Source organism: Pseudomonadota bacterium (assembly GCA_036339585.1).
In the GTDB taxonomy this organism is placed as follows: domain Bacteria; phylum Pseudomonadota; class Alphaproteobacteria; order UBA8366; family UBA8366; genus UBA8366.
On the sequence record JAYZAS010000001.1, the window covers coordinates 147,722 to 163,106 of the forward strand.

General features: G+C 44.2%; 13 protein-coding genes. 6 read left to right on the forward strand and 7 right to left on the reverse strand.

All coding sequences use genetic code 11. The annotated features are described in order from the left end of the window. Window positions 1-112: 112 nt before the first annotated feature. A complete protein-coding gene (locus VX941_00675) occupies window positions 113-979 on the reverse strand; it encodes a MaoC family dehydratase N-terminal domain-containing protein (protein ID MEE2931922.1) in 867 nt (288 codons plus the stop codon). Next, entirely contained in the window at window positions 976-1,842 is an 867-nt protein-coding gene (locus VX941_00680; protein MEE2931923.1) for a MaoC family dehydratase N-terminal domain-containing protein, read from the reverse strand. Before VX941_00680 ends, VX941_00675 begins: the two co-directional genes overlap by 4 nt. A gap of 131 nt (window positions 1,843-1,973) precedes the next feature. On the opposite strand from VX941_00680, the gene VX941_00685 reads away from it, so the two are divergent. The 5 genes from VX941_00685 (at window position 1,974) to VX941_00705 (ending at window position 8,590) form a co-directional block, all read left to right on the forward strand. Next, complete coding sequence (locus tag VX941_00685; GenBank protein ID MEE2931924.1) at window positions 1,974-2,978, forward strand: 2-dehydropantoate 2-reductase; 1,005 nt, start codon at window positions 1,974-1,976, stop codon at window positions 2,976-2,978. Further along, window positions 2,975-3,736: a zinc-binding dehydrogenase gene (locus VX941_00690; GenBank protein ID MEE2931925.1), complete on the forward strand. Its 762-nt coding sequence runs from the start codon at window positions 2,975-2,977 to the stop codon at window positions 3,734-3,736. The genes VX941_00685 and VX941_00690 overlap by 4 nt, the downstream gene beginning before the upstream one ends. A 248-nt stretch (window positions 3,737-3,984) precedes the next feature. Further along, window positions 3,985-5,109, forward strand: a complete 1,125-nt coding sequence (locus VX941_00695) for an MFS transporter (GenBank protein MEE2931926.1) — start codon at window positions 3,985-3,987, stop codon at window positions 5,107-5,109. Between the two features lie 449 nt (window positions 5,110-5,558). Then, a complete protein-coding gene (locus VX941_00700; GenBank protein ID MEE2931927.1) occupies window positions 5,559-7,577 on the forward strand; it encodes a ribonucleoside-diphosphate reductase subunit alpha in 2,019 nt (672 codons plus the stop codon). Between the two features lie 53 nt (window positions 7,578-7,630). After that, entirely contained in the window at window positions 7,631-8,590 is a 960-nt protein-coding gene (locus VX941_00705; protein MEE2931928.1) for a ribonucleotide-diphosphate reductase subunit beta, read from the forward strand. A gap of 261 nt (window positions 8,591-8,851) precedes the next feature. Here the strand turns inward: VX941_00705 and VX941_00710 are convergent, their stop codons facing one another. Continuing rightward, complete coding sequence (locus VX941_00710) at window positions 8,852-10,495, reverse strand: HAD-IIA family hydrolase (GenBank protein MEE2931929.1); 1,644 nt, start codon at window positions 10,493-10,495, stop codon at window positions 8,852-8,854. Between the two features lie 53 nt (window positions 10,496-10,548). Next, a complete protein-coding gene (locus tag VX941_00715) occupies window positions 10,549-11,163 on the reverse strand; it encodes a class I SAM-dependent methyltransferase (GenBank protein ID MEE2931930.1) in 615 nt (204 codons plus the stop codon). Window positions 11,164-11,346: 183 nt separating this feature from the next. Here VX941_00715 and cysQ point away from each other — a divergent pair, with 183 nt between their 5' ends. Further along, window positions 11,347-12,123 carry a 3'(2'),5'-bisphosphate nucleotidase CysQ gene (cysQ, locus tag VX941_00720; GenBank protein ID MEE2931931.1) on the forward strand — a complete coding sequence of 259 codons (777 nt, stop codon included), beginning with the start codon at window positions 11,347-11,349 and terminating at the stop codon, window positions 12,121-12,123. Here the strand turns inward: cysQ and VX941_00725 are convergent. The 3 genes from VX941_00725 to glmM form a co-directional block, all read right to left on the reverse strand. Next, a complete protein-coding gene (locus tag VX941_00725; GenBank protein ID MEE2931932.1) occupies window positions 12,120-12,965 on the reverse strand; it encodes a methylated-DNA--[protein]-cysteine S-methyltransferase in 846 nt (281 codons plus the stop codon). The two genes, cysQ and VX941_00725, sit on opposite strands and share 4 nt — an antisense overlap. 173 nt (window positions 12,966-13,138) lie before the next feature. Beyond that, window positions 13,139-13,960: a bifunctional hydroxymethylpyrimidine kinase/phosphomethylpyrimidine kinase gene (gene thiD, locus VX941_00730; protein MEE2931933.1), complete on the reverse strand. Its 822-nt coding sequence runs from the start codon at window positions 13,958-13,960 to the stop codon at window positions 13,139-13,141. Next, the gene (glmM, locus tag VX941_00735) at window positions 13,960-15,303 is read right to left on the reverse strand and encodes a phosphoglucosamine mutase (protein ID MEE2931934.1); all 1,344 of its coding nucleotides are present in this window, start codon (window positions 15,301-15,303) and stop codon (window positions 13,960-13,962) included. Before glmM ends, thiD begins: the two co-directional genes overlap by 1 nt. Window positions 15,304-15,385: the final 82 nt, after the last annotated feature.

Genomic DNA, 15,385 nt, shown 5'->3' on the forward strand with positions numbered 1-15,385 from the left:
GGCACAGCGCTAATTAACCCTATTCAAATCTTTTGTCCTACAAGTCGTCTGCAACCTGTCTTCCCAATTTATTTGATTGCCTAAGTAGAATATTAAGTGTCAATATCGTATCTCAGCCAAACCGCATTTCTGAAATCATAGCCGTTGCTCCATCTGGGTCAGCCACCCACATAGTTGCACCATCACCAGCGGAGTTCGGTTTGCCCGACAAACTAAAGGGCGCAAAATCATAAAGTGGCCGAATAAATTTAGTAGCTACTTCTGTCAGAGACCTGCCATTGTTTTTTTCCAAACAAAAATCTATCAAGAGACTAGTTGTTAGCCGTGCATTCACTATCAGTCCTGGATAGCCTTCAATTTCGGTAACATATTTGTAATCATAATGGATTCGAGATGCATTGAAGGTAAGGGCTGAAAACCGAAACATCTGTACGGGGTCAGCTTGGTGAACTTTTTTCCAAACTGCATCGTCTCGCGGAGGCGCGGGCTCTCGTTTTGTATCGCTTGGCTTAGCCGCTTCTCGATAAACTATCGTCCTATCATCTATTAGCGCTGGCCCATCCTCACCTGAAATGGTATTGCGAGTTATAATAAAAACGAGTTGGCCGGTACCACCCATCTTTGGCGTTATATCGTGAATTTCAGTTTTCCGATGTATTTTTTCCCCAACATGGAGCGGCTTCAAATACTCAAGACGGTTGCCTGCGTGCATGCGACGAGCGAGCTGCACAGGAGGCAGGAATTCGCCCCTTTTAGGTAATCCAACCTTACCAAGCTCTGAGTGACGGGTACGGTCATGGAAGAAAAACCAATGAGCGCCGGGTGGAATTTCATCGCCATCCTTAACTTCTGGCACCTCCCAATCCATGGTTGCAGCATAATTCATGATCGGTGCTGCAGTAACTACATCCTCTTCTTCAATGCTACGCCCGATCCAACTTCGCAATTCTTCAGCACTGAGCCCTATTTCTTCACTCATTCCTCATACTCCACATCTACCGTGTAGGCTAATCCACCAGTTGGATTGACCGCCCACAAACTGGCAGTCCCAGGCTCTTCCCCTTCCTTGCCATTAACAGTAAAGGGGGCAATGTCATACAGTGCAGAGCGCGCCATTACTTTAATTTTTTTCAAGATCGCTTTGGGCTTATTTTCATGAAAAAGCTCTAGAAGCATAATCATTGTTAGTCCACCATTAAAAACGAGGCCCGGGTACCCCTCGACCTCAGTCACGTAAGACCGGTCGTAATGTATGCGGTGGCTATTCATTGTCAGTGCCGAAAACCTAAATAACAAAACCGGAGATGGTTCAATTTCTTTAACCCACTGTGCCCCTTCTGGGGGCTGAGCTGGCTTATGACTTGCGGTTGACCCAGCCACGGCTTCTCCGCGATATATTTGCATGCGATCATCTGTAATAGCCACCCCGTCTTTGTCAGCAATCTCTTGACGAACCGTGACAAACATTAAATCCCCAGAACGGCCTTCTTTTGCGGTCACATCTGCTATGCTCATGATCTTGGTTATTGGCTCACCAACCCTAACTGGACGATTAAACGTCATCGTCGTTCCACCGTACATTCGTCGCGGCAACGGACTCGGGGGCATAAATTCCCCGAGTGCCGGATGGCCGTCACGGCCACAGGCAGACAACGGGGACAGTTCAGGAAATCCGAGCCTGTACCACACGAATGGGACATCGTCACCATTCTGGAATTCGAAATTCTTCCGGTCTAACGTCGCCGCCATACAGCTAGCAGCGTACGGTGTCACGATGCCTTCAAGGGTCTTAGACCTTCCTATCCATGCTCTGGCCTCTTCCAAACTTTTTTCATCAATCATAGATTTTCTCCACAATTACGCCCTTTTTTATAATCTATTACGCTTACCACTTTTCGTCGAGAGCCAACATCATTGACGCACACTTATTTCGAGACCATACATTCGGTTCTTACATTAGTGAGTAATTTGGCATGAAGATATGTATATTTGGAGCCGGTGCAGTTGGTGGTATACTTGCTGGCCGAATGATTAGAGGCGGTGCTGCTATTACAATAGTTGCCCGTGGCCGCCATTTGGAGGCGATCCAAAAAAAAGGACTCAAAATCTGCGACAGAAATGGAGAGTGGAAAGTTAAAGTAGAAGCTACCTACAACACTCAATCACTTGGCCAACAAGACCTCTTAATTTTAGGGGTCAAAGCGCATACACTGACGCCGGCACTTGCTCAAATTGAACCTTTGATCGGTGCACATACTACAGTCATGCATATCGTAAATGGCATTCCGTGGTGGTTCTTCCATGGTATCAACAATGATCCGACAGCCGACTATTTGGAAAGTGTTGATCCTGGTGGAATCGTACTAAAAACGTTGGGTCCCGAGAAGGCTTTGGGCTGTGTAGTTCACATTGCAAGCAATATTATAAAACCCGGTGTAGTTGAACATAACGCAGGTGGTACGTTCCTTATTGGTGAGCCAAATAATAGCGAAAGCGACAGAGTGAAGCGTGTAGTCGCTGCTCTCTCTCCAAGCGAACTGAGAATCCAGTCTACAACAGATATACGCTCCGAAATTTGGTCTAAACTATATTCAAATATTACAGGCAACCCCTTGAGCGTGCTGCTGGAAGCAGGATTTGAAGGCGTCTTCGGTGCACCAGGCATGCGGGATGTCTTACACAACATAATTAAAGAAGCCTCCTCGGTGGCTATGGCCTTCGGCTCCAATGCTTGTCCTGACATAGACAAACGCTTGGACGGCCTTGCCACTCTTGGTAACGCCAAATCATCCACACTCCAAGACTTCGAAGCTGGAAAATCACTCGAACTCGATGCGCTTGTTGGCTCCGTATCAGAATTAGGTAAGCTCGCCCAAATAGCAACCCCAACCATTGACTTAGTCTATGCGCTTACCTGTCAAAAAGCTCTGCTGGCTGGGCTTTACTCACCCACGAAAAACAAAGCGACTAGCGTATGAAAGCGATACGGGTACCAGAATATGGCGACTCAACCACTCTCTCTTACGACGAGATTCCAATTCCCGTCCTACAGGAAGATGAAGTCTTAGTTGATATCGAAATAGCAGGTGTAAATTTCATTGATATCTATAATCGAAAAGGGCTTTACGCGAAATCACAAACCTATTCACAAAGTTTACCAATGACGCTTGGGATGGAGGGGGGCGGAATTGTTAAGGCTCTTGGCAAAAGTGTAAAAAACCTTAACCTGGGGAATCGTGTTGCCTATCGCACAGAACTCGGCTCTTATGCCGAATTCGCCAAAGTTGCTGCTTGGAAAATAATTCCGGTATCAGAGGATATTCCTTTAGATATCGCCAACGCATTGATGTTGCAAGGATCAACAGCCCATTATCTCTCCCATTCACTATTCCCTGTAGACCCTCGCCATCGATACCTTATTCATGCCGCGTCAGGCGGAGTCGGACAGCTATTGGTACAACTCGCAAAAGCTCGTGGAGCCGAAGTTTTTGCATTAGTTAGTAGTCAAGAAAAAGCTGACTTAGCTATAGTCAATGGCGCCGACCACACCACTTTGTACAAAAAAGAAAATTTTGCTGAGTCAGTGCTTGAACTAACCAATGGAGAGGGTGTGCATGTGGTCTATGGCTCCATTGGAAAGATGACTATTGCTGAAAGTCTACGGGCCACTAAAAACGAGGGACTTGTGTTAACTATGGGGCTGCATCCGGGGCTGTCGAAGCTATTAGCCCATTAGATCTTGCCGAAGCTGGGTCAGTATTTTTCACTAGCCCACATCTAGCTGACTATATATCAAACCGCGAGGAAAGATTGATGCGATCTGGAGATCTTTTTGAGTTATATTAGGAAAGATAAGCTAAGAGTAAATATCGACAAAATCTTGCCATTAATCATGACAAGAGAGACGCATCAAATCATGGAAGCCGGGTTAACTAGAGGGAAGCTATTGCTGAAAAACAGCTAAGCTTGCAGTGCGCAAGAAGTATGGAATATAAAAAAGCCGTCAATGAGCAAGGCGTTAGATCTACTTTGCTGTCTGCAACTGTGCTGTCTTTGGCATTATTGGGTGATGTACTGATCTATGTCATATTGCCGGTAAATGCGGAGTTGTTTGGCGTTACCATATTTTGGGTAGGAGTTCTCTTAGCTGCAAACCGATTGATACGCATTTTCGCGTATGGCGCTATTGCCGCCTTTGCGGAGCGCATTGGACCCCGTAACCTCGCCATAATATCAGCTATAGCGGCTTCCCTCTCAACTTTTGCCTATGGACTAACAACTGGCTGGCCAATCTTGCTTATTGCAAGGGTTACATGGGGGCTTTGTTTTGCGTCTTTAACGCTCGTAGTTTTTGCATATGCTATTAAGGATAGATCCAAGGCTGGAACAAGAGTAGGTTTTAGCCGCGCAGTCCAGCAAATCTGCCCAGCAGCCGTCCTGTTTCTAGGTCCACTTGGTGCAATAGCCATTGGGCCAACTGAGATATTTGTTGTGCTTGGCGTTATAAGTGCAGTTGCTATTCCGGTCGCCCTACTTTTACCAAAGGAATGGCGGAAACAAAAACCAAAAAAAACCCAGTGGCTTCCCATACCAAACCGCTTTGATTGGTTCATGTTTATTGCTGGTTTTACTGTTGATGGCATATTTGCCATGGCCATAACTTTGAGTATCGCAGAGGTGAGCTCAATTAATTCGGCCATGATTTCTGGGGGTGTTCTGCTGGGGATCCGCCGCGGTTCAGAAGCTTTATTAGCGCCACTCGGTGGTATTTTGGGTGATAAATATGGCACAAATTTACTTCTTTTCTGGTCAACTTTAATTACCGCTGTTGGGTTTGCATTCCTAGCGTATGGCTTTTTGTATGTGGGAGGACTTTTAGCTGTATTAGGACGCTCTTTTATTGCAGCACTCTGGCCCGCAGAAATAGCACTTCGTAATTCTAATAAGACGGCCCTTCGCCGCGTAGCTATAGGTCAAACCTGGCGTGATGTAGGGGCGGCTGGTGGGCCACTCATAGCTGGTAGCCTTATAACGACAGTATCACTAGACCTTATTTATTGGTCGATGAGTGTATTAGTAGTATTGGGCCTTTGGCTGCAACGCCGATGAATAAGATGGTTGGTGCTATGGGTTGAATTCAAAAAGTCCTCTGTTCTTTTGGTTTCTTTACGATTGTTTTTATAAGGGATCCGCTACTTAGGCCAAATATTTGATATTCTTTCTAACTCTAAAATGCATCAAAAATTTTCATTGGGCATAACTTCATTCCCGTTTTTCCAAACGAGCAACAGAATGAGTTAAGGAAAGCCTTGCAGAGCTAAAACAGTCTAATGAAAGGGAAAACTTTTTCTTCAAATAAGAACAAAAAAAGAACACTTTTGAAATTTATTTTATGATACATTGCGACTGAAAGACAAATAATTATAGAAAAATTTACATGTTCATACTCTGTTCTAGGTGACAGAATTGCAATATATGGTATGGTGAATAAATTAAATTACGAAATATAGTGTTTTATGCACAGTTTGTTCTTTCCACAGCTGTGGATAGGAGGGGTTATGAGTGACGCAACCGATACATACATAGGGGAAGAGACCCTTGAAGACACGGTTGTGGATAACTTTTTAGATTTAAACGTAGAGGAAGCCATAAATGGGGCTTTGAAAAAAACCACACAACTGTCACCTGATCAGATTACTGACACAAACTGTGAATTAGATGGGCAACTGACTGAAGACGTTCGAGATACTGTTCAGAATGAGCGTGGTAATCGTATCACCTTAGATCGCGGTCGTGATCAATTGCTAACAACTTTTGGCAAGGAAACGTTATCAGATCGATATTTAATGCCAGGTGAAAGTTTCCAAGATCTTTTTGGTCGAGTTGCACTGCATTATGGAGACGACTCAGCACATGCACAACGACTGTACGATTACTTAAGTAAGTTATGGCTTACTCCATCTACCCCAATCCTATCAAATGGTGGCACAAATAGAGGGCTGCCAATTTCATGCTTTTTAAACGAAGCAGGCGATAGTTTGGATGGTATTGTAGACCTTTGGAATGAAAATGTTTGGCTCGCAGCGCGGGGCGGTGGAATAGGAAGTTACTGGGGTAATTTGCGCTCAATCGGAGAGCAAGTTGGTGCTAACGGGAAAACGTCAGGTATTGTGCCATTTATTCGAGTTATGGATTCTATGACACTTGCTATCAGCCAAGGTTCGCTCCGCAGAGGTTCAGCGGCTGTTTATGTTCCAGTAAGCCATCCTGAAATTGAAGAATTTATTGAAATTAGACGTCCGACGGGAGGTGATCCCAATCGAAAAGCTCTTAATTTGCACCACGGTATTGTAATACCTGATTCATTCATGCGTGCTGTAGAAAATGATGAGGAATGGGGTCTTACAAGCCCTAAAGATGGCACTGTTTTACGGAAGGTGTCTGCGAGAGACCTTTGGATTCGAATTCTGACTGCACGGGTAGAGACGGGCGAACCATATTTAATTTTTATTGATCATGTAAATCGTGCTATTCCCGAACATCACAAGCTTGCTGGATTACATGTTAAAATGTCCAATCTTTGCACCGAAATTACTCTGCCGACTGGCCGGGATAAAAATGGTGGCGAACGAACTGCTGTGTGTTGTATCAGCTCAGTTAACTTGGAACGGTTTGCCGAGTGGGAACATCATCCAAGTTTCATAGAGGACTCAATGAGATTCCTCGACAACGTCTTGAGTGATTTCATAGATAATGCTCATGATGATTTTAAAAAAGCGACTTACTCGGCTATGCGTGAGCGCTCAGTTGGGCTGGGCGTAATGGGCTTTCATTCTTTCTTGCAATCAAAGATGATTCCTTTTGAGAGCGCTATGGCAAAGGTCTGGAATAAACGCATGTTTACTCATATTCGGGATCAAGCTAACAAAGCTTCAGTTAAGCTTGGCAAAGAACGCGGCGCATGCCCAGATGCTGCAGAATTCAATATAATGGAACGTTTTTCATCAAAGATGACCGTGGCTCCCAATGCGTCAACATCCATTATTTGCGGAGGGACATCTCCGGGTATTGAGCCTGTGGCAGCTAATAGTTTTACTCATAAAACTCTATCCGGCTCTTTTAACGTTCGTAACAAACATCTCAAACAATTACTTGCGAAAAAAGGAAAGGATACCGAAGAGGTATGGACCTCAATCACAACCAATGAGGGTTCGGTCCAACATCTGGACTTTTTTAGTCAAGATGAAAAGGATGTTTTTCGTACCGCATTTGAGTTAGATCAACGTTGGATAATTGAGCATGCAGCGGACCGTGCGCCTAAAATTTGCCAATCACAATCAGTGAATCTGTTTCTTACAGCAGACGTTCATAAGCGAGACCTTCATCAGTTACACCTTCAAGCCTGGAAAAAAGGCGTAAAAACACTCTACTACTGCCGGTCTAAATCAATCCAGCGAGCAGAAGTTGTTGCTACGCAAGCGACTAAAGACGAAGCAAATTCCCCGCGTCTTGAAAACACAAATGGCAGCTCTGACGTTAACCAGATTGACTATGAGGAATGTTTGGCCTGTCAATAGAAAGGCCTTAAATAGGTGCCCTTGAGCGCCAAAACCGAGGACTAAGTGAAAAAATGTCGTTATTAAACGCTGACCCAATATATAAACCATTTCAATACCCATGGGCTTACGATGCTTGGCTAACTCAGCAACGAGTCCACTGGCTTCCTGAAGAAGTGCCGCTCGCCGATGACGTTAAAGATTGGCATAATAAGTTATCGGATGCAGAGCGTAACCTGCTGACGCAAATTTTTAGATTTTTCACGCAATCTGATGTTGAAGTCAATAATTGCTATATGAAAAATTATTCACGTGTATTTCAGCCAACAGAAATACAGATGATGCTTGCGGCCTTTTCAAATATCGAAACTATCCACATTGCGGCTTACTCTCATCTATTGGATACCTTGGGTATGCCAGAAAATGAATATCAAGCCTTCTTAAAATATAAAGAGATGAAAGATAAGTATGACTATATGCAGCAATGGGGCGTAGAGACAAAAGAGGATATTGCAAAAACACTGGCAGTATTTGGAGCATTTACAGAAGGTTTGCAACTATTTGCTAGTTTTGCGATCCTCATGAATTTTCCAAGATTTAATAAAATGAAGGGCATGGGGCAAATTGTTTCGTGGTCGGTAAGAGACGAAAGTTTGCATACCGCCTCAATTATCAGACTTTTCCGTACCTTCATTAAAGAAAATAATGAAGTATGGAATGAAAAATTGCAGCAGGACTTATACGTGAATTGCTCAACAGTCGTGAACCACGAGGATGCCTTTATAGATTTAGCCTTTGAACTTGGGGGAGTAGAAGGTATCGATGCCGACGGTGTTAAAAGTTATATAAGATACATTGCTGATCGCAGATTAATGCAACTTGGCTTGCAGCCAATGCATCATATTGAGAAAAATCCATTCCCATGGCTCGACGAAATGTTAAACGGTGTTGAGCATGCAAATTTCTTTGAAAACCGTGCCACTGAATACTCTAAGGCCGCAACTCGCGGCACGTGGGACGAAGCTTTCGACTAGTTCCTCCCTGGAAGAAGCCCTTACTCTTTTTAAGGGCTACTAGCCCCCCAGCTCAATGTCCCGAGCTGGGGGGGCTTTTTAAAAGTTGGGACCCGAGAAATAAAAAATACTCAGCACACTCATTAGCTACACTTTGGTTCCCATGTTAGATGGTTCTTAGGTCTCGAGAACAAAAAGCATTGCGTCCGAAAGCATCAGAAATCTTTTCTGTATTAGACGTGGATTTTTCCGAGATTATAAAACCTTTAAGAATTAAAAAGTTTACCTAGCTTTTTCTGTATTACTCAGTATGAGAGGTACGGCTTGTTCGAGGCTTGCAGCCCTCATTGTGGGCATTAGGTCTTGTTCCAAATCAAAGATAGGATTTCCGGATTCCACAAGAATGGAGCGCAACCCCGCACTCCTAGCACCGGCGATATCTGTCTCCAAAGTGTCACCAATCATAACAATGGAGTCCCGCGAAACGCCGGCGCGCTCAATTGCCAAATCAAAAATCGCTTTCTGAGGCTTACCAAAATTATACGCCTGCTGCCCGCTTGCAGCCTCTAGAAAAGCCACTACTGGACCTGATTCAGGCTCGGGGCCACCTTGAGCGGGAATTATAGCATCGGTGTTTGTAGCAAGAAGTTTAGCTCCGTTAATGAGGTGCCGAACAGCAACCGTCAAATCCCCCACATTGAGACCTAGATCAATCCCTGCGATCACATACTCCGCTTCATCGCTCTCCACAGCTCCTGCAGCAAGAACTAATTCGCGCAAAGCTGTGCTTCCAATGACATGAACTTTTGGAGGAGCATCAAGCTCCCTGACAAAGTTTTCCACTGCCACCCCTGATGTTATAATGTTTTCTGGCTCTATCGTTATCCCAAGTCGTTTGAGTTTCCGAACATACCCATCAGGAGACAGGCGAGCATTATTTGTTAAAAATATGATTTCAATACCTCGTTCTTGAATCAAGCGAATAGCCTCAGGCGAGCCAGGGATAGCTTCTTCCCCGGTATAAATCACGCCGTCCATATCAATCAGCAGGCCCTTGATAGTTTCGTTAACACCAGCGACTGATCCCTTTTTTATTTTTCTAACCGCAGGCCTTGGTGAAATCCAACGTGAATAGAGCTTCTTGCTTGCCACTTTATGAAGCATCCTATCATTCCCATGAACCACACAATGGAGCATCTCGTCTATTGTCAGTTCCGCCCAAGCCTCTGAAGCCATGCCCGCAGTTGTGAAACTTTCGCTTAATGATTGAATGGTCAAATAATGAATCCCATCAATAGTGCTCAATTTGTTCCAATGAGTATGACCAGCAATGCAGAGAATAACCTTGCCCGAGGCCTCTATAATTTCCCGGGCACGGTCAGTATTTTTTAACGATGCCCCATCTACGTTATTTTCAAACCAGAAGTTTCCCACCATGGATGCATTATCGAGTGGTATGTGTGTGAAAATTATTGTTGGCAGCTCAGTGTGATTAAGATCGGTTTTGAGCCATAAAAGATCACTGTCACTTGGAATTTGATTATCAGCATAAGTGTTTGACAAATCGATATTCCAGAAAACTAGATGCTTACCCTTCACATCTATGCTATTGCTGGAAAGGTTCGATCCAAGCAACTTCTCGTTTTCTCTCACCGTCAAATAATGTAAGTCATGATTGCCTAATAAGTGGTGTATAGGGACTTTGATATTTCGAAAAACATCAGCGACTTCATTTGTAAGATCTCCATCTGTTATTTTATCCACATTTGTGATTCGATCGCCCAAATCCACTACAGCATCAAAATTCCCAGCAGAAATCTCGTTCACAAAGGATTCCAACAGAGGTAATGCTTCAGCGCCTTTTTTGGTATAGCGAGGTGGGCCATGATGGATGTCAGTTATGATTGCAAGCTTCAATGATTTCATGGTTTTTTTATTACTGAGCTATTTGACGAAAATGTTACTCACACGGGTTTTGTCTACTTGCGATAAATGAAAACTGTAAAGTCCTGAGGGAGGTAATCGTGCCTCATTTTGACGTTTGCAGTTAGTGTCTTACAAAAGGCTTCCACTTCGAATGGGTCGGCAAACATGAAAGTATTTGGATACTTGCGCGGCGCCAGGGAAGACAAGCAATTGAAAGCAACTCCTCGTTCCGCAACGTAAAACATTTCAGTCACAGTTCTCCTTAGAAGGCTCATATCGGCTAACGAAAATATGCCACTTGCAAATACATATTGTGCTCTGAATTTCTCCGCCACATTCAAAAAATCATTACACTCAAACATGGCATTAGGAAACTTTGACAAAGGATGCTGGGTTCGGGCCAGTTCAATCATTTTTTCTTGAAAATCAATGCCAGTGTAACGACCCTTGTAACCACGTTCAGTCAGCCAATCAAGAAATCCGGCGGCTCCACAACCTATATCAAGTATAGAAGAGTCACTAATGTCGGCGACCGCATACATTGCTTCAAACCGAATGCTCTGAAGGTTATTACTAACCCAACCCATCCCACGATATGACCCACCATGTTTGCGCAACAAAGGGTCATAATAGTCCTTCAATCGAACGTGATGTTGTTCCATATTCATTTGAATTATATACGAGATTTAAGTTAATTTTCCGTGCTTTTTTCTGGTGGGAGTATTTATGGCAATCTATTTTGTACTTTCCTCCACGATTTGTGTTTTCTTCCAATATATGAGCAAATTCTGGTGGTGACCATGTATTTAAGGTTTTACTATACGTTGAGTTTCTTGTTTATGTGAGGCCATGTGACAGAATATTTTTCATTATTGCCCGAGATCGCAAAACTTGCTGATGACGCGGGTGAAGCAATTATGGCGATTTACCGTACAGATTTTGAAACAAAAATTAAAAATGACCAATCTCCCGTAACTGAAGCCGATATTATTGCTGAAAAAATAATTTTAGAGGGGCTTTCTCAATTAACCCCCAATCTGCCCGTCGTAGCCGAAGAACAAGTGGCTGATGGAAAAACACCTATTTTAAGTAGCCCTTATTATTGGCTTGTAGATCCGCTCGACGGCACCAAGGAATTTGTGCGGCGGAATGACGAATTTACCGTAAATATTGCACTGATCAGGACCAAGTCTCCAATACTCGGTGTTGTTTGTGCTCCAGCATTAAAATCAAGTTATTGGGGAGCCGCTGGACATGGCGCTTTTTGCCGTGAAAATGGAAACATTGTGCCGATCGCTGTAAATGTGCCAAAAGATGATGGCGTAAGCATTATCAGTAGTCGACACCATGGTAGCAATCACGAGCTACAAGATTTTCTTGCTACTTTCAACGTTGTTCAAACACTTGAGGCAGGAAGTTCACTCAAATTTTGTATGGTCGCAAAGGGTGATGCAGATCTTTATCCGCGCTTTGGTCCAACATGCGAATGGGATACTGCAGCTGGCCACGCAATACTTGATGCAGCTGGCGGTCAGGTCACAAATGTAGACGGAAGTCCTTTTCTTTACCGAAAAAAGCACTTCCGTAATTCAAACTTCATCGCATGGGGAGGAATCAATCCTTCCTAATTAATTTTGTGCTCGTTTAACCCTTCCCAGCTTAACATAGCACGTTTACGGCTCTGCCCCCAGCGGTAACCAAAAATATCGCCACTTGAGCTGATGATCCTATGGCAAGGGATTAGCCAAGAGATTTGGTTTTTGGCAAGAGCACCACCGACCGCACGGGCGCTTCTGCTTTCGCCAGCCATAGAAGAAAGTTTTTGATAACTTACAACAGCCGCTAAGGGTACTTTGAGTAATGCCTTCCATATTTTTATTTGGAATTGAGTCCCTATCGCTAAAACCTCAGTTTTGTGGCAAGTATCCACATGGTCAATAGCATATGGTTCTGTCTTAGCATGACTCTCTTTTATAACTGCTCTTTTCCAAGAAGCGAAAAGGTTTCTTTCCGTTAAGGACCTATCACCATCTAATTCAAATGCTAATCCACAGATACCCTGATTAGTTACAGCAATAAGATAATTCCCAAATATATTTTCCCGCCAAGCATAGAATATATTAAGTCCTTGCCCTTTATACCCAAACCCTCCCGGCACAGCGACCTCAAATCTGATGCTCAAATTACTCCCAGAAAGCGGCTGCCCCAATGACCTTCCTTCTGATTTATTGCAACAAGCGCGATTTTTCAAAAACCGTTTTCCCAATTGTTCAAGCTTAAGGGATTCCAAAAATTTCTCTACGTCTGTTCCGCCCCAACGATAACAAATCATCTCTAATTCACCATTGGCTAACTTTAGCTCATGCTCTATTACGCGTGGTAGGATATTAGATGGCTCGTTCACATCAATCCAACTCATTACCCTCAAAATTTTTTCATAGAATCCAAGATTTGATTTGTTATTATTCAACCTTCAAATCCTCAGTTAATAGTCGAAGTTTCTAATTTTGAACTATTGATTAAGTCAGATATTTCGAGAGATCAAAGACTGTAATTGGATAAAATGACCCGCCGATGACGTGAAGAAAAAGGCTAATCACTTGAATATTTCTCCGGGAAAAATAACCACCATGGGTGACCCAATTATTTTTTTGGTGGAAATATTGATGCTGTGTGACTATGACCCAAGGGACCATGCCCTGCACCAAACCCAGGAGCCGTCCGGATTGCTTTAAGGACATATTCTCTAGCTCGAAATACCGCCTTATCCAGCACCAATCCTTGTGCAAGGCCGGTCGCAATTGCAGATGCTAAGGTGCAACCTGTGCCATGCGTGTGCCGAGTGTCTATGCGCTCTGTTTCAAACCATTCTGATCCCAGAGACGTAACAAGCACATCATGAAGTTGAGAACCCTTGAGATGTCCACCTTTGAGCAATACCGAACCAGGCCCGAACCCTAGTATTTTTTTTGCTACTGCTTCCATTTGGTCTGGCCCGTCAATACGCATGTTTGTCAGCACCTGAGCTTCCGGGATATTAGGTGTAACGAGGTCTGCTAGTGGAAGCAGTCGCTTCTTTAAAGCGTCAACAGCGCTAATGTCCAGCAAGCTGTGTCCTCCTTTAGCAATCATTACCGGGTCAAGCACGTAGACCATGTCCGCCGACATCATTCGATACACCCCTGCTACAGCTTCTATTACCGGAGCCGAGTGAAGCATACCCGTTTTCAAGACATCGGCACCGATGTCCTCTAAAACAACCTTCATTTGATGAGCAACAAATGCAGGCTCTACCGGCTGAACACTAGCTACACCTGTTGTATTTTGAGCTGTTAACGCAGTAATAGCTGTTGCCGCATACCCCCCGAGAGCCGTAATGGTTTTGATATCGGCCTGGATCCCCGCCCCACCACTAGAGTCTGAACCAGCAACGACAAGCACCCTTCCATTTTTTTTTAAAGACATTAGCTAGCCGCCTTTTTGATTATAGCCGATACATTGTTTACGACCTTACATATAAGTTCCTCATTGTCACCTTGAGCCATAACCCGAACTACAGGTTCTGTTCCCGAAGAACGAATTACTAAGCGACCACTCCTGCCCAATTGGGTTTCCCCGTCCCTAATCGCTTTTTGTACTAATTCATCATTTAAAGAGAAAATACCGCTGCATTTTATATTTTCTAGTTTCTGCGGTACCGGCTCGAAAGCGTGCCCAATATCGCTGAGTGATTTATTTTTTCTTACGAGCACGGCTAAAACCTGTAGTGCAGCTATTAATGCGTCACCGGTCGTAACATAGTCCCTGAGAATGATATGGCCTGATTGCTCTCCTCCAACATTTAAGTCTCGCTTCCGCATTTCTTCGACAACATATCTATCCCCAACGGCGGTTCGAATTAGAGTGAGACCCAACCCGTCGAGAAACCTTTCTAATCCAAGATTGGACATCACGGTTGCCACAATTCCACCACCGCACAAACGCCCTTGTGTTTGCAAGCTTTCTGCAATAATTGCCATCAACTGATCACCGTCAAGTATAACACCTTTCTCATTTGCAATGATAACTCTGTCGGCATCACCGTCTAAGGCAATGCCTATATCAGCTTTTTTCTCACGGACGTGATCACACATATAGCTTGGGTTAGTAGCCCCCAGCCCTTTGTTGATGTTAGTGCCATCGGGCGATATGCCGACCGGTATGACATCAGCTCCCAGCTCCCAAAAAACGCTAGGGGCAACTTTGTAAGCAGCGCCATTAGCACAGTCGACTACAATTCTTAGCCCATCAAGGCGGCTCCCTTTAGGAAAAGTTTGCTTAACAAATTCGATATATCTTCCCGGCGCATCATCAAGACGACGTGCCCTACCAAGCGCTTCGGGTGCTGCTAGTCCTTTACTGCGATCCGCCATCGTCGCTTCAATGGCAAGCTCATCTTTGTCTGAGAGCTTATAACCATCCGGGCCAAAGAGTTTAATACCATTATATTGATGTGGATTATGAGATGCCGAAATAACAACCCCGATATCCGCACGAAGGGAACGCGTTAGCATTGCAACAGCTGGTGTCGGCATTGGACCCACCATCGTTACATCCACCCCCATCGATGTAAATCCTGCTGTCAACGAGGGTTCTAGCATATATCCAGATAAACGTGTATCCTTGCCAATCACCGCTGAATGATTGCCTTTACCACAACAAATATGGCGAGCTGCTGCCATCGCAAGCTGCAACACCATTTCCGGTGTTATTGGCTCGCTGTTGGCGACGCCCCGCACGCCATCGGTGCCGAAAAATCTGCGCCCCATACTCTTTTTCCAAAAGTAAATAGCTGTTTAATTCGCTAAGTCTTAGAGAAGCACAAAGAATGGGGCAAGTGTCTATTAAAAC

Bases quoted from the DNA above. Each gene is read 5' to 3' on its own strand.
- VX941_00675 (MEE2931922.1), bottom strand. From the start codon at position 979: ATGAGTGAAGAAATAGGGCTCAGTGCTGAAGAATTGCGAAGTTGGATC.
- VX941_00680 (MEE2931923.1), bottom strand. From the start codon at position 1,842: ATGATTGATGAAAAAAGTTTGGAAGAGGCCAGAGCATGGATAGGAAGG.
- VX941_00685 (MEE2931924.1), top strand. From the start codon at position 1,974: ATGAAGATATGTATATTTGGAGCCGGTGCAGTTGGTGGTATACTTGCT.
- VX941_00690 (MEE2931925.1), top strand. From the start codon at position 2,975: ATGAAAGCGATACGGGTACCAGAATATGGCGACTCAACCACTCTCTCT.
- VX941_00695 (MEE2931926.1), top strand. From the start codon at position 3,985: ATGGAATATAAAAAAGCCGTCAATGAGCAAGGCGTTAGATCTACTTTG.
- VX941_00700 (MEE2931927.1), top strand. From the start codon at position 5,559: ATGAGTGACGCAACCGATACATACATAGGGGAAGAGACCCTTGAAGAC.
- VX941_00705 (MEE2931928.1), top strand. From the start codon at position 7,631: ATGTCGTTATTAAACGCTGACCCAATATATAAACCATTTCAATACCCA.
- VX941_00710 (MEE2931929.1), bottom strand. From the start codon at position 10,495: ATGAAATCATTGAAGCTTGCAATCATAACTGACATCCATCATGGCCCA.
- VX941_00715 (MEE2931930.1), bottom strand. From the start codon at position 11,163: ATGAATATGGAACAACATCACGTTCGATTGAAGGACTATTATGACCCT.
- thiD (MEE2931933.1), bottom strand. From the start codon at position 13,960: ATGTCTTTAAAAAAAAATGGAAGGGTGCTTGTCGTTGCTGGTTCAGAC.
- glmM (MEE2931934.1), bottom strand. From the start codon at position 15,303: ATGGGGCGCAGATTTTTCGGCACCGATGGCGTGCGGGGCGTCGCCAAC.